Source organism: Actinosynnema mirum DSM 43827, from assembly GCF_000023245.1.
Taxonomy (GTDB): Bacteria; Actinomycetota; Actinomycetes; order Mycobacteriales; family Pseudonocardiaceae; genus Actinosynnema; species Actinosynnema mirum.
Map to the genome: position 1 here is coordinate 5,799,732 of NC_013093.1, position 18,433 is coordinate 5,818,164.

Sequence of the window (18,433 nt, forward strand, 5' to 3'; positions counted from 1 at the left end):
GGCTATCTAAAAAATTACCTGTTTCGATCAGTCCACTGTGCACGCGAAACGTCAAAACCGCTATCAAGAAGAGCCGATGTTACAGTTCGATAGATTGACCTATCGGGTTTATAGTGACCCGAGTGGTTATCATAGGCGGCAATCGAACCATCGGAGTCGACCTCAAATGTGCCCGCTCCGGAAACCAGTCCCCCTCGCCCGAGGCTGGTGTGCCCCGCAGCAGGGTAGTTTTCGAAAGTCGTTCCATCATGAAAGGCGCGGACACTCCGATTAGGCATTACTACATAGTGGTACTCACCTGGCAGCAAGTTCTCGCCACTCGAGATCCAAACATCGTCAGGAATCCATTCCTGCGGTTCGTTGTCAGTATCAGGTCGATTCGGCTCCCACAGGGTTGAGTCACAATTGTGCACCAGGGTCGACTGCACACCCGACAAAACGTAGTACGTATGCACACCTTCGACCGTCAAGTCATAAACTGGTTCGAAGTGGGTATAGTCCTGGACCCCGACAACCTCGGGTGACGTCCCGTCGACCGAGGTCAACCGGTCCCCGACCGCCAGCTCGCCGATGTTGACAAACCTGCCCTTGGCATCGACCCACACCGGGTGCCACGAGGTCGCGTCGACTGTCCCATTTTCGCCACTCTCACCACGCACGACCAGACGAGTCATGTCCCCCTCATCAGAGTGGACAAAGGTCGCCACGACTTCACGCGCGGTGGTTTCGCCGCTTTCCGGATCGGTCGCCTTGACCTGGTCGCCCAACTCGACCTCGGAGATCGGTTTCTCCGAGCCATCCGCCATCACGACCTTGGTCGCTCCGACGAAGCTGTGGTTGGGGCAACTGGCACTACCACCGCCGAGCTTCCGCTGTTGCGACCTCAGCACCGCCCGCTCGGCGGCAGCGGTGATGTCGTCGACCCGACGTAGGATCGCCCGCGCGTTCCGCACGGTGTCGACCAGCGAGTCAACCGCCTTGTACGCCTTGTAACCGGCCTCCAGGACACGCCCGACCTTGCCCCAGGGCACCAGGTCGAACACCAGGCCACCGCAGGCCAGGATGTCGCCCCGGCTGAAGCAGTCGACGATGTCGTTCCAACCCGAGATGTCCTTGATGACCTCCCAGGCGACTTCCTTGATCACGTCCCACTTCGTCTTGTGGGCGTTCGCCAGCGCGTTCTGGTACTCGACGTCGCTGATCCCAGCCGCACGCCGGTCCTGGGCCGCCTGCTGCTCGACGTTGCCGCTAGTCGCCGCGTTGGGCTGTTGCTGCCAGCCCTTCTGGCGCGCCTTCTCAGCCTGACGTGCCGCCTCGTACTCCTCCGGGCTGCCGTGGATGGCCTCGATCCGAGGCCCGCACAGCACGCCGTCGATTCCACAGTGCCGCAACCCTGTCGGGTCGCTGAACGTGACCGGGCTGTTGTTGCTGTACGCGTACCCGTTCATCTGCTGCGGGTCGTTGTTGTCGATGACCGGGTCCGCGGTCAGGAACCGGCCCGACGCACCGTCGTACAACCGCGCACCGACCTGCGTCAGCCCCGACTCGTCATTGCGACCACCCACGAAGCCCAAGCGGTCCGGCCACGCCGACGGCAGGCCGCCTCGGGCCTCGCCGTACGGGGTCTGCCTGCGCCGCTGCGGCTCCAGGGTGTCCGGGTGCACCGACATCTGGTTGGTGCCCTGGTGGTCGGCGATGACCCACTTCAGGCCGCTGACGCTGTTGCGCACCGCCACGACCTCGCCGCCGTGGCTGTACTGCCGGGTCCAGCTCGGCTTGGACGTGCCCTTTTCCAGGCGGATCTCCTGGCCGAACACGTACAGGGTCGTCGCGGACGGCTCGCGGCTGATCAGGCGTGAGCCGTTGGCGTCGTAGAGGTAGGTGGACTCCTTGCCGTCGGGGTTGCGGACCTTGGAGACCTTGCCCTCGACGTCGTACTCCAGCACCTGCCGGTCGCCGCCGACCAGGCGCGAGGTGGTGTTCCCCGAGCGGTCGTAGGCGAAGGTGTCGATCGAGTCGCCGGTCGGGCTGGTCGTGGTCACCGAGGTCGCCGTGTGCGGCTGGGGCTGGCCCGCCGCCGGGTAGGCGGTGGTGCGGACCGTGTCACCCGCAGCGGCGTGCTGGGTCTCGGTGAGCCGGTTGCCGGTCTTGTCGAACGTCCAGGAGTGCCAGTACGGCGCGGCGCCGCCCAGCGCGGCGGTGGACTTCACCGCGTTGCAGTCCCCCGTGGACGGGGTCCACGCGTCGGTCATCCGGCGCAGGTGGTCGTAGGCGAAGCACTGGATGTCCGGCACGGTGCCCGAGGGCGCGTCCGCGATGCGGGTGATGTTGCCGGAGGCGTCGTACGCGTAGTTCCGGTTGGCCAGCTGGGTCGTCCGCGTGGAGAGGGCGTGCACCTCCGACGTGACGAGGCGGCGGGTGCCGACCTCGTAGGAGTTGGTGACGGCGACCTGTTTGGCGCCTTCGTAGTTCTCTCCGCGCACCGTGCCGATGACTTCGCCGTGCGCGCTGTAGTCGGTGTTCGTGACGTAGGTCTGCTGCCCGACGGTCTGCTCCAGGGAGCCGTTGGCGTTGTCGTAGTAATGAGTGAGCGTCTCGCCCTCGACGATCAGCTCGTCACCTGAGATGACGTCGAGCAGGCCGGTCGACGCGGGCTTGCCCGTGTAGGTGTAGTCCTGAGTGGCCTGGTAGGTGGTGCCCAGCACGCCCTCGACCTCGGGGATGCTGATCTCCGTGCCGGTCGGCCGTCCGGCGTCGTCGTACCCCGTGGTGCGCGTGGTGTACTCCGCACCATTGACCAGCCGCCGGGACAGCGCGGGCATTCCGATGCCGCCCTGGACGCTGTCGTACTCCCACTCGGCCAGCTTCGTCCCCTGGGGCGAGTCCTGGTAGCGAGCGGTGGGACGGCCGAGCTGGTCGTAGGTGTTGGCGACCGTGCGGCCCTCGGCGTCGGTGGTGCTGGTGATCTGGCCGAGCACGTTGACCGCGATCGTGCTGCGCCCGGTGTCCGGGTCATCGGTGCTGACCTTGCGGCCTCGCAGGTCGTAGCCGTAGCGCCAGGTGTTGCCCGCCGGATCGGTCACCGTCTCCAGCAGACCGGCCGCGTTGTAGGTGTACTTCGTGGCGTCGTACGTGCTGCCGATGCCGTTCTCGTACTGGCGCTTCTCGGTGGTGCGTCCCTGGGCGTCGTTGATGATCGTCGTGGCCGGACTGCCCGCAGGCGGGGTGGTGTGCACCTGGTCGCCGCTGTAGGCGGTGGTGGTGCGCCACTTCTCCACGTCGTCGACCCGGAAGATCGCCGCGGTGACGCGCCCCATGCCGTCGTGCTCGGTGACGGTCTGGTTTGGGACCTTGTTGTCGAAGGTCAGCGCCAGCTTGTCGCTGGGCGGCTCGGTGTTGTAGTAGAGGCCGTTCGTCTTGTGCGCCAGACCGCGCGAGTCGTAGAAGATGTCGGTGATCTGGCGACCACCCTTCTCGTACGGCGTGGGGATCTGGGTCTGCCGCTGGCGCATCAGACCGTCGTAGAGCGTGTAGCTCGTCAGGTAGCCGCCGTCGTCCTGACGCTGCTTGGTGACCACGACGCTGGGCTGGGTGGTGTTGTAGTGGTACTCGAACACCGCGTCCGCGGTCACCGCGTTCTTGTCGTGCCCAGGCGTCCAAGCCGCGACCAGCCTGCCCAGCGCGTCGTAGGAGAGGTCGGAACGCCGGTTGTTGGCGTCCACCGAGGCGACGGATGCGCCCCAGGCGGCTTCGACGTGCTCGGTCGCGGTGTGCCCGAGCGGGTTGGTGCTCTTGATCTGGGCGGGCGCCCCGGTCGCCGGGATGTACTCGGTGCGGCTCTTGTGGCCCCCCGAGTCGGTGATCTCCAGAGGACGGCCGTAGCCGTCGTAGGTCGAGGTGGACGCGGTGATCCACTTCTGGCCCGCGGAGTCCCAGCCGTCGAGCACCTCGGCCTTGGTGATCAGTCCCTTGGTGGGGGCGGCTCCGTGCTCCTGACCGTCGTAGGAGGAGCGGGCGGAGGACAGGATCGTCCCCGGTGACGCCTGGACGTCACAGGTGCCCTTGACCGTCTCGACCTGCTTGGCGTACGTGAGCATCCACGCGGTCTCGTTGCGGGCGTGCTCGGTGCGCGTGCAGCTCTCGTCACCGGTCACGGCGAGGTCGCCGTGGTCCTCCGCGGTGGTCGGGATGCCTTCGGCGTTGAACGTCTTGACGACCTTGGTGCGCCGCCAGGACCCGTCCGCGAGCTTGCTGCGCCCGCGCACCGCGGCGACGCCGCTGACGAACGCCTTGCGGCCTGCCGCGTCCTCGGCGGTCGGCGTCTCGGGCAGGTAGGGGTCGTTGACCGAGGCGGACACCAGCTCGGCGCCGTTGTACTGGCGCATCTCGCGCACCGCGCCGCGCAGCCGGTCGTCGTCGCGGTGCGGTTCGCCCTCGCTGTTCTCGACGTCCACGCTCCGGGTGCCGCTGGACAGCTTGTCGCCGTGCATGCCCCGGAAGTAGACGGTCTCGGACGCGCTCTGCGCGCTGACCGTCGCGCCCTTGGTGATGCGGACGGTCTCGTAGCCGCGCCACTGCGACCAGGTGCGGTGCTTGTCCTGGGCGAAGTCGTTCTCGTCGAAGTGCCAGGCGGGAGCGCCCTTGTACTCGTAGTAGGTCGGCATGATGGCTGAGCCGCCGGTGCTGGCGGTGTGGGAGACCGACGTGACGACGTACTTGTGGAACCAGTCCTGGATCGGTTCCGGCGCGCCATCGGGGCTCCACCACACCGGGTAGCAGCGCAGGGTGTTCTTGTCCGGGGCCTCGGGCATCCTGGAACCGGGCACGCAGTCCGGGTCGCTGTAGGTGACCTCGGTGACCGCGCCGGTCTCGCCGGTGATCCGGTTGATCCGGTAGCGGGTCCACGGCATCCCGTGGTCGACCCCGTCCACCCGGTTGGCCAGCGCCTTGTAGGCGAACGTGGTGGCGGGCAACGTGATCGTCCCGCCGACGTGTCCGCTGTGGACGATGGAGCTGAGGTTGAGCGAAGGCCCGTTTCCGTCACCGGTGGGCAGGTAGGCGTGCTCCAGCTTCCAGGAGTCCACGTCCTGCCAGCCGCCGGACTGGGAGATCCGGGTGATGACCTTGGTCAGGCGCTTGCGGCTGAAGAAGGACGGCGAGTTGCGCTGGGTGCACTGCTCGCCGGCGGCGCAGAGCTGGTCCGCGGGCACGTCCGGCCACGAGCCGGGCGAGGTCTTGATCTTGTCGGGCGCGCAGTCGACGGTGTCGCTGGGAAGGCAGCGCTCTGCGGTCTCGAAGTCGACCTTGGCGACCGGGGTGGCGTACGGGTTGTCGGCCCGCAGGCCGTACTCGATGCGGTTGAGGTAGCCCTCGCGCACGTAGGGGGTCGTCTTGGCCGGGTCCGCGTTGCGGCCGTAGTGGTTGACCTCCTTGTTGTAGTAGTACGTGGTGACGTTGCCGTTCGGGTCGACGACGTAGTCGAGGTTCCAGCGGTACGCCTGCTGGCACCACGAGGAGTCGAAGGTGCCCTTGTTGCAGGGCTCGCCGGTGTTGTTGCCGTAGACGGGGACCGTCCAGGCGGAGTTGGTCTCCGGCTTGCCCTCGCTCCAACCGGGAAGCCGGTTGAGGCCGAGGAAGTACTGGGTGCCGTCGGGAGTGGTGACCTTCCAGTGCTCGCCGACGTCCTTGCCCGCGTCGCCCTCGTCACCGTTGGCAGCGCCGGTGAGCAGCTCGATGCGCGCGCCGTCGTCGCTCTCCGGGCGCCACTTGCCGGTGGTCTTGTCCTTGACGAGCTTGCCGGACACGCCGACGAGGCTGATCGTGGCGTTCTCGGTGGCCCAGCACTGGTCGCCGGTCTTGGTCTGGCCGTTGTTGCCGCCGAGGTCCTGTGAGCAGGACTTGTAGGAGCGCTCGACGAACCCGCCGGGCGAGGCGTCCCAGCCGTCGCCGAGCCAGGAGGCCTGGTTGTTCGACGCGGACGTGCGGCCGTCGACGCTCTGCGCCGAGTAGCCCAGCGACACCGAGGGCACGCTGCCCGCCACGGCGGGCGGCACCCGCAGGGGGTAACCGTAGGTGAAGTCACCGGAGGAGCCGCCCGCGTTCCACGAGCCCGCGGCGGCCAGCGAGGTGGCCGCGAAGGTGCCGGTGGAGCTGCCCGCTGCCGCGCTGACCGCGAACACTGCGGGCTGTTCGGCGTCCAGGCTCACAGTCCCGGAGAGCGAGCGGGCCTCGGTGTTGTTGGCCGCGTTCTCGACCGGGGTCTCGACCCGGCACTCGGCCTTGTCCGGCGTGCTCAGCGCGCAGGCCGGCAGCGCGCTGAGCTTGAGGCGCGAGCCGAACCCGCCTCCGAAGGCGTCGGCGAACGAGCGGTAGTCGAAGGTGACGTCCAGCGGCTTGCCAGCGGCGTTGCCCCGGTCGGCGACGCTGAACACGACGCCGTTGCCCACCAAGGCCTTGCTGTCCGCGCGGTCCTCGACCTCGACGCGGACCTTGGCCCCCTCTTCGCTCTGCGCGGCGGCACGGCGCTGAGCGGTGTCACCCGTGACCGTGACGGCGACGGGGGTTCCCTCGACCGGCACGGGCGTGCCCGCGACGCGGGCGGCTGCCTGCGCGGGGGTTCCGCCATCGGCGGAGAGGTCGAGGTCCGCCGATGCTGGCTCGGGCCAGTGCGCTTCGGCGGGACTGGTCAGGGCGATCGCGGTGTTCGGGTTGTCCGGAAGCGGTGTCTCCGGTGCGTCCTGCACGGCGACGGGGGTTTCCTGCGGCGACGGCGGAAGCTCGGCTCCGGGGTCGGCTGTGGCCACAGCCTGCCCGAAGGCGACCGTGAGCACGACGACGACACCCAGCGCCGCTGTCCGCTGTCTCCAGGACGGCGATCCAGCGCTCAAGGCGTGGCTCCTTGTTCGGTTGTGGGAGTGCGGGGTGGGGCGGATCAGGAGTGGAATGTGGCGTTGTGGAGCCTGCGGATCTCATTGGTCGTGAGCACGCCGGAGTAGACGCGCGCGTCGTCCACGTCGCCCTTCCACGTGTCGGACACCAGGCCGTGCCAGGTGGCGCTGCCGATGATCAGTGACCCGGTGGAGTTCCTGCTCCGCACACCGGAACCGTCAGGTGTGTCCTGGTAGGTCTTCTGCTTGACGCCGTCGACGTACAGGTCGATGCGGCCCGCGACCGCGTCATAGGTGGCCACGAGGTAAGTCCACTTGCCTTGCCGCGCGGGGTTGTCGGAGAGCGCGAACCACCCGCCGTCCACGGTGGCGGAGCCGCTCACCAGGAAGCCCCACTTGCCGCTCTCGCCCCGGTAGCCGAGCAGGAAGGGCGAGTAGCGGTCGTCACCGGTGCTGAGGCCAGCGCGCGAGGGCTCGTCGAACCCGCTGTGCCGCACCCAGACCGACGCGGTGTAGGAGCGGTCGGTGCGGAACTGCTCCGGGCGCGGGCCGGTGGCCCTGCCGGTCGACGTGTTGTCGTAGGACAGCCACTTGCGCTGGCTGCTCGCCGCGGTGCGCGCGTCACCACCCCAGGCGACGCCACCGGAGAGGACTCCGTCGCTGCCGGAGATCTCGTCGCGGGCAGTGACGCCGGTGCGCTCGTCGAGCGCGTAGCGGGCGCGCAGCACGGCGAGGTTCGCCGAAGTCGCCACGTCCTCATCGCCGAGTACCCGGTCCCACAGCTGCACGTGGTCGATCGCGCCGGGGAAGTGGTTGGCGCGCTCGCCGGACCACCGGGCTCCGCCGACGACGAAGCTGCCGGACGCGACCCAGAAGGTCATCTGCGCCGAGCCCTGCAACTTCCCGTCGACGTAGAGCTTGGTCGTGCGGGAGTTCGGCTCGTAGGTGATGGCCAGGTGGGTCCAGGCGCCGGCCTCCGGTGGGGCCAGCGAGTTGACCGCGACCGTGTCCGGCAGGTCGTGATCGCCCTTGCTCGCGCTGATCCGCCAGCGCTGGGCCTGCGGGTCGTGCTGGAGGTAGAACGGGCTGACGCGGTTGCCGTCCTGGCTGAGCACGGTGTAGTAGCCGTCGGTCCGGTCGAGCCGGACCCAGGCCGCTGCGGAGAAGGCCTTCGAGGTGTTCACGATCGCTGTCGTGCTCTGCGCCGAGGCGTTGGTCCCGTTGAGCTTGAGGGCGTTGTCCGCGTAGCCCTTCTCGAACTCCGCCCCGCCGACCAGGGTGAGAGGACGGTCCAGCGCGCCAGTGTCCGGAACGGTCGTGCCGGAGCTCTGGTCGAAGGTCCACTCGGCGAGCGGCGGCTGCGGCGGGGTCACGGTGAACCGGTACTCGGCCAGGGTCGCCGAGCGGTTGCCCGCGCGGTCGACGGCGTAGGCATGGAGGATGTTGAGCCCCGGCTTGGTGGGCGTGACGGACACGGCGGTCGTGCCGTCCGCCGTCGTCACCGGCTCGGTGTAGACGACGCCCTCGCCGCCGTTGAGCGACCAGGTGTACTCCTTGACGTCCATGCTGCCGCCCGGCCCGGTGTTGCCGTTGACCTTGAAGGTGAACTGACCGGTGCGCCCGACGCTGCCGTGGTCGCCGTCCTGCGGGTAATCGGTGGAGGTGATCAGCGGCGTGGACGGCTTGACGCTGTCGACCTCGAACTCGCAGTCCTGCGACCAGGTGTGGAACTGCCGGTCACCGGCCCAGGCGCGCCAGGTGTAGACCCCGTCCTGGGTGATCAGGCCGGTGGGCACCCGTGCCTCGCCGAACTGCCCGGAGGGGATGTCGCTGGCGTAGAACTCGGGGTACTCGGCCGTGATCGCGCCCTGGGGTCCTTTGAAGAGCTTGAAGGCGGTGTCCAGGATGCCGCCGTCCGGGTCGGACACGCGGGCCCTGAGCCTGGGGATGTGGTTGGTCACGTACGACCGATCCGCGCCTACCCGGCACGGGAGTGCCTGCGAACCGTCCGGGCCGAGGCCCTCCATGCCGAGGTCGGTGGGCGGGTTCGGGTAGCTGTTGTACCTGACTTCCAGGTACGGGTTCAGGTCCAGGCGCCGCCAGGACTTGTCCTGCTCGTTCTCGTTGCTGGCGACGATCGCGAAGGTCGTGATGCCCCAACCGCCCGCCGACGCGTCGCGCACCGCCGAGCTGACGTCGAAGTCCATCGTCCCGTCGGATGGGCAGACGGCGGGGTGGTTGGCCCGGTTGGCCTCGGAGAGCTTGCGGGTCCACGCGGTCTGGTTGCGCCACGTCGTGTTCGCGTCCACCCACTCGGTCAGCCACACCGACGCGTTGCCCGGCGAGCACGAGTAGGAGTGGATCACCTTGGTGCGCAGGGTCGCCGACTCGATGTGCTTGCCGAGGATGGCCTGGGTGTTCATCTGGACGTAGCTGCGGGCGGTGCCCGCAGCGCCGTTCGGGCTCTGCATCTCGGCGCCGTTGACCTTGCCGACCTTGAGGTCGTTGAGCCTGCCGCTGGTGACGTCGAAGTTCTTGGCGTCCGGCCACGGCGACTCGACCACGACGTGGTGCGCCTTGCCGCAGCTGGTGCAGTAGTAGTTCGGGTCGATGTGCACCGGGTAGGTGGTGGCCCGGTCGTCGAGGAAGGACTGGTCCGGGGTCACCGCGACGGCGTCCGGGGTGACCTCGACGTCCATGGTCGCGGTGCGGTCGCCGGGGCCGGGACCCGCGATGCGCTCGCCCTCCTGCTGCCCGGAGGAGTCCCACATGCGGGTGGCGTCCCCGGTGAAGACCGTGGCGCCTTCGGCGTTCTTGGCGGCTAGGGCGCCCTGGTCCTCGTGGAGGCTGACGTTCTCGGTGTGGGAGGGGAACTCGATGCGTCGCAGCGCGGGGTTGTCGGCGGCCTCGGGGGTCTTGACGACGAGGACCTGGCTGAACCCCTTGAGCCCGACCTCGACCTTGAGATCCACGTCGGGCAGGACGGCGGGGTAGGTGAGGGTGGCGCCGTCTAGCACCGGGGCGGGCAGCGGCGTGGGCCAGCTGAAACCGACCTCGTGCTCGCCGCTGACGACCTTGCCGACTGGCTTGTCACCGCCGCCGCCGGAGAACTCCATCTCGACGGGGGCTGCCTTGGGGACGATGGCACCGTCCGGCTTGCGCTCCAGCTCCAGGTCGACCGGCACCCAGTCGCCGCCCTGCCGCACGCGGACCGGCTGCACGTGCTGCCGGTAGGTCATGGTGCCGTCGGGGTTGGCGAACAGCTCCTCGTTCTCCGACGTGGCGGAGGTGACTTGGACGGGTTCGCCGCTGGTGGCCGCGTAGCGGGCGGCGGTTGCCGGGTCCGCCGCGACGTTGGGGACGTCGACCGGATCAGCCGCCGCGATGGGCGGCGCAAGTGTTGTGACGGTGCTCGCCAGCAGGGCGAACGCGATTCCTGAGGTGAACGCGCGCAGGCTGAAGCCCGGCGCACGCGAGTGCGACCGCATTTTCCTCTTCCCCCCTACGCGAGCGAGTGCTCGCGCGATTCCACGTCCGGGTGCTCGACCCAGGGGGGAACTATGACGCCTGACTTCACAGGAAGTTGACGGCCGGAAGGAGTAATCGAGTGATCACGCTGTGAGACGGTAATCACCCTGCGCGTGCAGGTTTGAAGTAACAGTGACGCACCTGACAAGGGCAGCACTCCGGGAGTGGTACCGCTTGTCGATCACAAAGAGTAATAGGGGTTCGTGCGCCGAGCGGGCAAACGGGGGTAAGCGGAAAACCCGCCCCCGGTCGAACCCTCATCGGCAGAACCGGTCACCCGGCCGCTGACGAGTGTGGGGCGCCCGCGTCGAGAGCGCGGGCGCCCCACCCTTCATTCCGCCAGCTCCAGCACCAGCGGCGGGACCGGGCCCGTGAGGTAGAGGTGGTCCGGGTAGTGCTCGACGCGCATCTGCCCGTCCGCGCCCGGAACCGCCTCCTCGCCGAAGCTCTGCAGCTCGTCCGCCAGGTCGCCGAGGTGCCCGGCGCCGCCGGTCACCAGCAGGTCGCCGGTGTCCGCGTCGACCTCGACCGACACCATGCCCTCGGGCCGCACCTCGACCGCGCACCGCCGCAGGAACCCCCGGTACGAACCGGTCCCCTCCGGGACGGCGGCGAAGTACTCACCGCCCCCGCGCACCACGTCCGACAGCCCCTGGAAGGCCGCCGCGGTCGCCAGGACGAGCACCTCGCCGGTTCTCTTCGAGTACCAGATCTCCACGATTGTTGATCATGGGACATCCCCCGCCCCCGGCGCCAACCGGGGGCGGGGGACGCCGGTCACCTGGCCGCGTTCACCTCGGCGAGCTTGTCCGCCAGCCCGGCTCGGGTCAGCTTGCCGCCGGACAGGCTCACGAAGCGCTCCAGCGGGATCGACGCCATCATCTTCGCCATGTCCATGCCGAGCGCGTCCTCGGACGACTCGGACGAGCCGAACACGCCCGTCAGCAGGCCGCCGAACGCCTCGGCGCCCGCGGCGTCGGCCAGGACCTCGCCCAGGGTCGACTCCGGGGTGAACGGGACCGGGGTCTCGTCGCCGGTCACCGCGACGGTGGCGGACGCGCGCAGGTCGCGGCTGGACGCGCCGACGGTCACCTCGTACTCGCCGCTCTCCAGCACCCACCGGTCCGCCGCGACGTCCCAGTAGGACAGGTCGGCGGCGCGCAGCAGGACCTCGACGCGGCCCTCGGCGCCGGGCTCCAGGTCCAGCGAGGCGAAGCCCTTCAGCTCGCGCACGGGGCGCGTCACCGACGAGCCGGGGACCGACACGTAGAACTGCACGACCTCGCGCCCGGCCCGCTCGCCGGTGTTGACCACCGCGACCGACGCCGTGATCCCGGCCTCGGAGGCGGAGACGGTCAGGTCCCGGTGCTCGAAGCTGGTGTACGACAGGCCGTGCCCGAACGGGAAGCCGACTGCCGCGTCGCGGGCGTCGTACCAGCGGTAGCCGACGTGCAGGCCCTCGCCGTAGTAGACCTGCGAGCGCTCGCCGGGGAAGTTCAGGAACGCCGGGGTGTCCTCCAGCCGGGTAGGCGCGGTCTCGGCGAGCCTGCCGGACGGGTTGACCGCGCCGAACAGCACGTCCGCGACGGCCGCGCCGCCCGCCTGGCCGAGCAGCGCGCCGTCCAGCAGGGCGGGCGCGCCCGCGAGGGGGGCCAGGCGCAGCGCGCCGCCGTGGGAGAGCACGACGGCGGTGCGGGGCTGGGCCTGGAGCACGGCGGCCAGCAGTTCGACCTGCTCGGCGGGGATCTCGATGTGCTCGCGGTCGAAGCCCTCGGACTCCTGGTCGGCGGCCAAACCCAGGAACAGCACGGCGGACTCGGCGGCGCCCGCGGCGGCGACGGCCTCGGCGCGCAGGGCCGCCGCGTCGCCGGAGCCGTCGGTGGTGAAGCCCGCGGCGAAGGTGGCCGAGGGGGCGTGGCGGCGGATCTCGTCCAGCGGCACGTCCACCCTGGTGGGGTTCACGTGGGAGCTGCCGCCGCCCTGGAAGCGCGGGGCCTGCGCGAACGCGCCGATGACGGCGACGGACGAGCCGGGGGCGAGGGGCAGCACGGCACCGTCGTTCTTGAGCAGCACGACGCAGCGCGCGGCGACCTCGCGGGCCAGCGCGTGGTGCGCGTCGACGTCCAGCACGACGTCGGAGCGGCGGCCTGCGACGCCCTTGGCGGCCAGCGCGGCGACCCGCGTCGCGGCCAGCTCCACCACGGCCGGGTCCAGCCCGCCCGCCTCGACGGCCGCGACGACGTCCGCGTCGGTGTCGCCGCCGCCGGGCATCTCCAGGTCGAGCCCGGCCGACACGGCGGCCACCCGGTCGCGCACCGCGCCCCAGTCGCTGACCACGGCGCCCTCGAAGCCCCACTCGCCGCGCAGCACGTCGGTGAGCAGCCAGCGGTCCTCGGACGCGTACACGCCGTTGATCCGGTTGTAGGCGCACATGACCGTCCACGGCTGGGCGTCCTCGACGACCCGCTGGAACGGCCGCAGGTACACCTCGCGCAGGGTGCGCGGGTCGACGTTGGAGCTGGAGCGCATCCGGTCGGTCTCGGTGTTGTTGGCCGCGTAGTGCTTGAGCGAGGCGCCCACGCCCTGCGACTGCACGCCGCGCACCCAGGCCGCGCCGAGCGCGCCGGACAGCAGCGGGTCCTCGGAGTAGTACTCGAAGTTGCGGCCGCAGCGCGGGTCGCGCTTGATGTTCACGCCCGGTCCCAGCAGGACGGACACGCCCTCGGCCTGGCACTCCTCCCCCAGCGCCCGGCCGACCCGCTCGACGAGGTCGGCGTCCCAGCTCTGCGCGAGGCCGACGGCGGGCGGGAAGCAGGTCGCGGGGACGCTGCCGCCGATGCCGAGGTTGTCGGTGTCGCCGGTCTGCTTGCGCAGGCCGTGCGGGCCGTCGGTGACGAAGAGGGACGGCACGTCGCCGACCGCCTTCGTGGTCCACATGTCCGCGCCGCTGCCGAGCGCGGCCTGGTCGGCCACTGACGCGGGCACGGTGGGCTGGTCGGTGCTCATCGGCATCCCCTTTGAAAACCGGATGATGTTCGGTTTTTGTTTCCACGAACACCGTATACCGCTCGGTTTTGGGTGGCAACGGATAGATTCGCCACCATGACTCGACGGGGCTCGTACGCGAAGGGGCTGGCCAAGCGGGAGGAGATCCTCACCACGGCGCTCGAACTGGTCGCCCGCAACGGCTACCGGCGCACCACGGTGCGCGAGCTGGCCAACGCGGTGGGCCTGAGCCAGGCCGGGCTGATGCACCACTTCGGGTCCAAGGAGGAGCTGTTCACCGAGATCCTGCGGCGGCGCGACGAGGCCGACCGGGCGGAGTTCCTCGGCGACCCGGAGACCACCGACCTGCCGGACGCGTACGTGCGGCTGGTGCGGCACAACGCGGGCGTGCCGGGGTTGGTGCGGCTGTACAACCGGGTGTCGGCGGAGGCGGTGGAGCCGGAGCACCCGTCGCACGAGTACTTCGGCGAGCGCTACCGGGCGCTGCGCGCGGACACCGCCGAGGCGATCCGGCGGTTGCAGGCGGAGGGGCGGATGCCCGCGGCGGCGGACCCGGACAAGCTCGCGGTGCTGGTCACGGCGCTGCTGGACGGGTTGCAGACGGCGTGGCTGTACGACGGGGGCACGGACATGGCCGAGCACGTGGCGCACTTCTGGGAGCTGGTGCGCGGGGAGTGAGTCAGAGCTGCCACCAGTAGCCCGCGTCGTCGTGCGGGGAGGGCTCACCGCCCTCGGAGGCGTACAGGGCCTTGGCGGCGGTGTTGCCCTGGTCGGTGAACAGCCACATGCGGCGGTGGCCCTCGGCGCGCGCGAGGTCGCGGAACGCGGTGAGCAGGGCCCGCCCCACCCCGCGTCGCCTGCTGGTCCGCGCGACGGCGAGCTCGTAGAGCTGGACCTGCGAGTAGCCCGCCGCGTGCCGCTGCCTGACGCCCCAGGCCCAGCCGATGACCCGGCCCTCCTCCAGCGCGACGAACGCGATCGAGGCAGGGTCGGCCAGGAACGGGGTGTGGTCGGCGACCTCGGTGGCGCGGAAGAGGCGCACGGCGGCGTCGAGCAGGTCGTGGTCGGCGGGGGTCAGCGGGTGGACGAGCACGCCCGGCATGATCGCACCGGGCGCGGGGGCAGCGGGTGTGGGCTCAGCGGGATCGGGCTCAGTGGGCTCGGGCTCAGCGGGTCGGCTCCATCGACAGCAGCAGCGCGCCCAGCACCACGGCCAGCGGCAGCAGCACCGCCGTCCACAGCAGGATTCGCCGGATCGAGTGCAGCACCAGCACCGCCTCGGTGGCGGCCTGCGCGGTGGCCTCGGCCGGACCACCCGCGCGGTTGATGCGCAGCAGCGCGTGACCGGCCGGGTCGGAGGCCCAGGTGGGGCCGCCGGTGTAGTAGTCGCTGGGTTCCGCCGCGGCCTGCCAGTGCCGGGGCTCGGACGGTCTGGCGTTCATGGGCACCTCCGCGGCGCGGGGTCCGGGGATGACCTTGGAGTCGGACCGGGTGACCGCCGTGTTACGGGTTCGGGTCACGCGGCTGCGGGACCGCGCCGGGGACGTGCGGGCGGCGCCGCGCCTGGGGGCGCACTGCCGGAGCACCCCCTAGTGAAGAATTCCGGCGAATCCGCAGAATTGCGCCCAAACATTTTTTCCAGAATTGGCAGGAATTCCCCCGCCGTCCACCGGAAGCGTCGCCGATGCCCTACCGTGGCCATCGGGGAGGCACTCGGGAGGGCGGATGGACGGGGACATCGCCGCAGGCAGCAGCGCCGGTCTCGCCTCGGGGCAGGCCGTGCACCGGACTCTCGCGGTGGTCGACGTCGAGGCTTACAGCGACCAGCGCAGGACCAATCCGGACCGCTTGGTCGTGCGCGCCGCGGTGTACGCGGCGCTGGCTTCGGCGTTCACCGCGGCGGGTGTTCCGTGGGATTCCTGCGACCACGAGGACCGGGGTGACGGGGCCCTGGTGTTCGTCCCCGGCGACGTGCCGAAGGGCCTGCTCGTGGAACGGCTGCCGCACCTGCTCGCGGACCTGCTGCGGGAGCACAACCGGACGCACCCCGAGGGGCAGCGGGTGCGGCTGCGGATGGCGGTGCACGCGGGCGAGGTGTACCTGGACGGGCACGGCGTGGTCGGGCACGCGGTCAACCACGTGTGCAGGCTGGTCGACTCCCCCGCCGCCAAGCGGGAGCTGACCGGGCACGCCGGGGCGCTGGTGCTGGTGGCGTCGGCGTGGTTCTTCGACGAGGTGGTGCGGCACAGCCGGTTCGCCGAGGCGGGCGCGTACCGGCGGACGCGGGTGGTGGACAAGGAGACCGACTCGGACGCGTGGGTGCTGCGGGTCGGCGAACCGATCGCCGGTGGCGCGGTTCCGGCCGACGCGTTTTCGGCCGCCCCGCCCCTGGTCGAGGTGCCGCGGCAGGAACCCAGGGGTGAGGCGCCCGTCCGGCGGTCCGGTGACGCCGCGCTGTGGCGGGCCTCCGACGACAGCGCCAGGGCGCTGGGCAAGCGCCGCACGGCGTTCCCGCTGGACCTGAGCATCGCCGAGCTGCACCGCAGGGGCCTGTACGTGCCCTCCTCCTTCACCGGGCCCGACCTGGCGGGCCCCAGCGAGGTCCCGGCGGTGGCCGCCGAGGTGCTCGCGGGCTGCTCGGTGCTGCTGCTGGGCGAACCGGGCAGCGGCAAGAGCGTCACCGCCTACGCGCTGCTGCGCGAGCTGCGCCGGGTGGCGCCCGCGATCGCGGTCCGGGTCTCCGGGCTGCGCGAGGCGGTCGACGGCACGAGTCCGGAGTGGACGGCGGCGCTGCGCGCGGCGGTCGAGGGCGGCGCGCGGCCGGTGCTGGTGGTCGACGGCCTTGACGAGGCGGTCGGCGACGAGGGCGGTGGGGCCGGGCTCGCCGGACTGCTGCGCGAGGCGGGCGCGCTGTTCACGCTCGTGGTCACGTGCAGGCACCGCGAGTTCGAGGACGTCGTGGCGCCCGCGATGGACGGCGACGTGTTCGACTCCATCCGCGCCGTGGGCGGGTGGGCGCTGGACGGGCAGTTCGCCGAGTTCACCAGGGTGCTGGCCGCCGCCGGGGTGCTGGACTCGCCCGGCGACCTGGTGGAGCTGGTGCGCGCCTCGCCGGACCTGACCAGGATGGCGGCCCGGCCGCTGTACGCGCGGATGATCACCTACCTGGGCGTGGAGCGGTTGCGCGGCGTGGCGAACGTGTCGGCGCTGTACGCGGAGTGCGTCGACCGGCTGGCGCAGCGCAGCGACCGGGCGCTCGTGGTCGCGGGGTGCCGGGACGGGGCCTCGGTGGACGTGTGGGTCGACGCGGCGTGGGCGCTGTTCTCCGGGCGGGCGCTGCAGGAGGACCGGTTCGACTTCACCGCGATCAGCCTGGCCGTGGCCCGCGAGCGCGCGGGCGGGTGCGGGTGCGCGGAGCGGTGCGGGAGCCGGGACCACCCCGCCGGGCGCGCGGACGAGGGCGCCCAGCGGTGCGTGGCGCGGGCGCTGAGCCACCTGTGCGACCGGGTGCGCGCGTCCGGCCGGGTGTGGGGCAGCTTCATCCACTACTCGTTCTACGAGTACCTGGTGAGCCGCGCCTACCAGCGCGGCCTGGTCGGCGGGGACGGCGCGGCGCTGGCCGAGTGCCTGCGGCTGGACCCGACCCCGGAGATCCGGCACTTCCTGGTGGACGAGCTGCGGGCGACGGGCGCGCCCGGCCTGGAGGGGGCGCTGGAGCGGGCGTACCGGACGGCCCGCGAGCGGGACGGCGCGGCGGTGGCGCGGGTGACCGGGAACCTGGTGGCCTACCTGCTCTCCCGCGTCGCGCCGGGCGGCGTGGGCGCGCTGTGGCGGCTGCTCGACGGGGAGGACGACGTGTTCCTCCAGCAGGCGCTGCTGTGGGGGCTGTGCCACCGGGGCGACGGCCGGGCGCTGGCGGAGTTCGTGGGGCGCGGGCGGTCGTCGCCCCGGTGGCGGGCCTGGAACCGGGGTTACCTCATGTACTACTACGGCGACGGGGACCGGACCCTGGAGCCGCCGCACGTGGACTCGGACCGCGCGCGCGGCTGGTCGCGGACCCGCGAGCGGTCGATCGCGCTGGTGCGCGGCGCGGGCTACCGGGACCGGATCAGCGCGGAGCGGCGCTACCTGGACCTGTACTCGTTCTACGACTTCGCCCTGTGGCGCGGGGAGCGGCTGGCGCCCGACGACGCCGAGGCGGTGCGCGACGCGTGGCGCGCGCTGCGGGACGACCCCCGTGTCGACGCCGGGCTGCTGCGGGAGCTGGACGGGATGCGCGGCGCCGTCGGGGGGTGACGGGAGCCCCGGTCAGCCGACCGGAGCGGCGGGAGCGGGGGCCGCGGCGAGCGCGAACGCGGGCAGCAGCCCCGGCACGGCGTGGCCGGGAACCCCGGAGCCGAGCAGCGCGGTCTCCGCCTCGGCGCACGCGGACGCCACCCGGTCGTGGTCCATCGGGCGGCCCACCGCGTCCTCGACCGGCAGGCCGAGGCCGAATGCGAGCACGGCCTCCACGCGCGCCCCCCTGCTGTACTGCCAGCCGTCGGCGAGCACGATCCGCGTCACGTGGTCCCGGATGATGCGCTCGCACAGCACGTCGTAGCCGGGTTGGTCGAGCCCGGCTATGTCGAACGCGGCCGGGTTGACGACCGCGCTGCGCGGGTGTCGGGCGCGGGCGCGCGCCGCCGCGCCCCCGGCGTCCGCGCGGTTGGGTTCGAGGACCTCGCCGCGCCAGCGGACGGGCAGCTCCGCGCGCAGCGCCGCGCGGTCGAACCTGCCCAGGCTGAGCATGAGGTCGAACTCGCGCCGTCCCGAGCTGATCGGGCAGGCGACGTACACCGCCTCCCGCAAACCGATCGAAGAATACGCCTGCATCGCCGCGACGATGGCCGTCCCGCTCATGTCCGAACTCCTGCTCCGACGCCGGTGAGAGCTTCTTCCGCCGCCCACCGTGTCACGCTGCGGCGACCTGCGGAAGGGACACGCCATCCACTTTCCGGGCGATTCCAGAAATG

9 protein-coding genes are annotated in these 18,433 nt (G+C 71.0%); 2 read left to right on the forward strand and 7 right to left on the reverse strand.

Features of this window, described 5'->3' with window-relative positions; translation table 11 throughout:
- Positions 1–14: 14 nt before the first annotated feature.
- The 4 genes from AMIR_RS24190 to AMIR_RS24205 form a co-directional block, all read right to left on the reverse strand.
- A complete protein-coding gene (locus AMIR_RS24190; protein ID WP_015803582.1) occupies positions 15–6,887 on the reverse strand; it encodes an RHS repeat-associated core domain-containing protein in 6,873 nt (2,290 codons plus the stop codon).
- Positions 6,888–6,931: 44 nt separating this feature from the next.
- The gene (locus AMIR_RS24195) at positions 6,932–10,375 is read right to left on the reverse strand and encodes a LamG-like jellyroll fold domain-containing protein (protein ID WP_015803583.1); all 3,444 of its coding nucleotides are present in this window, start codon (positions 10,373–10,375) and stop codon (positions 6,932–6,934) included.
- A 371-nt stretch (positions 10,376–10,746) separates the two neighbouring features.
- Entirely contained in the window at positions 10,747–11,133 is a 387-nt protein-coding gene (locus AMIR_RS24200; protein ID WP_015803584.1) for a hypothetical protein, read from the reverse strand.
- Positions 11,134–11,192: 59 nt separating this feature from the next.
- On the reverse strand, positions 11,193–13,421 hold the full coding sequence (locus tag AMIR_RS24205) for a glycoside hydrolase family 3 C-terminal domain-containing protein (RefSeq protein WP_015803585.1): 2,229 nt from the start codon (positions 13,419–13,421) through the stop codon (positions 11,193–11,195).
- A gap of 96 nt (positions 13,422–13,517) precedes the next feature.
- Between AMIR_RS24205 and AMIR_RS24210 the strand changes: the two genes are divergently transcribed.
- The gene (locus AMIR_RS24210; RefSeq protein ID WP_015803586.1) at positions 13,518–14,099 is read left to right on the forward strand and encodes a TetR/AcrR family transcriptional regulator; all 582 of its coding nucleotides are present in this window, start codon (positions 13,518–13,520) and stop codon (positions 14,097–14,099) included.
- 1 nt (position 14,100) lies between these two features.
- Here the strand turns inward: AMIR_RS24210 and AMIR_RS24215 are convergent, their stop codons facing one another.
- Together AMIR_RS24215 and AMIR_RS24220 are read right to left on the reverse strand one after the other, a co-directional pair.
- Positions 14,101–14,514 (reverse strand): GNAT family N-acetyltransferase, encoded by a 414-nt coding sequence (locus tag AMIR_RS24215; RefSeq protein ID WP_187313440.1) that lies wholly within the window; start codon positions 14,512–14,514, stop codon positions 14,101–14,103.
- A 73-nt stretch (positions 14,515–14,587) separates the two neighbouring features.
- Entirely contained in the window at positions 14,588–14,863 is a 276-nt protein-coding gene (locus AMIR_RS24220; protein ID WP_015803588.1) for a hypothetical protein, read from the reverse strand.
- Positions 14,864–15,146: 283 nt separating this feature from the next.
- Between AMIR_RS24220 and AMIR_RS36175 the strand changes: the two genes are divergently transcribed.
- Positions 15,147–17,717 (forward strand): AAA family ATPase, encoded by a 2,571-nt coding sequence (locus AMIR_RS36175; protein ID WP_015803590.1) that lies wholly within the window; start codon positions 15,147–15,149, stop codon positions 17,715–17,717.
- Positions 17,718–17,729: 12 nt separating this feature from the next.
- On the opposite strand, the gene AMIR_RS24230 is transcribed toward AMIR_RS36175, so the two are convergent.
- Positions 17,730–18,320, reverse strand: coding sequence for a DUF4406 domain-containing protein (locus AMIR_RS24230; RefSeq protein WP_015803591.1), 591 nt, complete (start codon positions 18,318–18,320; stop codon positions 17,730–17,732).
- Between the last annotated feature and the right edge of the window lie 113 nt (positions 18,321–18,433).

What these genes read in the sequence shown, in the direction of transcription:
- AMIR_RS24195 (WP_015803583.1), bottom strand. Translation starts at nt 10,375, where the DNA reads ATGCGGTCGCACTCGCGTGCGCCGGGCTTCAGCCTGCGCGCGTTCACC.
- AMIR_RS24205 (WP_015803585.1), bottom strand. Translation starts at nt 13,421, where the DNA reads ATGAGCACCGACCAGCCCACCGTGCCCGCGTCAGTGGCCGACCAGGCC.
- AMIR_RS24210 (WP_015803586.1), top strand. Translation starts at nt 13,518, where the DNA reads ATGACTCGACGGGGCTCGTACGCGAAGGGGCTGGCCAAGCGGGAGGAG.
- AMIR_RS24220 (WP_015803588.1), bottom strand. Translation starts at nt 14,863, where the DNA reads ATGAACGCCAGACCGTCCGAGCCCCGGCACTGGCAGGCCGCGGCGGAA.
- AMIR_RS36175 (WP_015803590.1), top strand. Translation starts at nt 15,147, where the DNA reads ATGGACGGGGACATCGCCGCAGGCAGCAGCGCCGGTCTCGCCTCGGGG.
- AMIR_RS24230 (WP_015803591.1), bottom strand. Translation starts at nt 18,320, where the DNA reads ATGAGCGGGACGGCCATCGTCGCGGCGATGCAGGCGTATTCTTCGATC.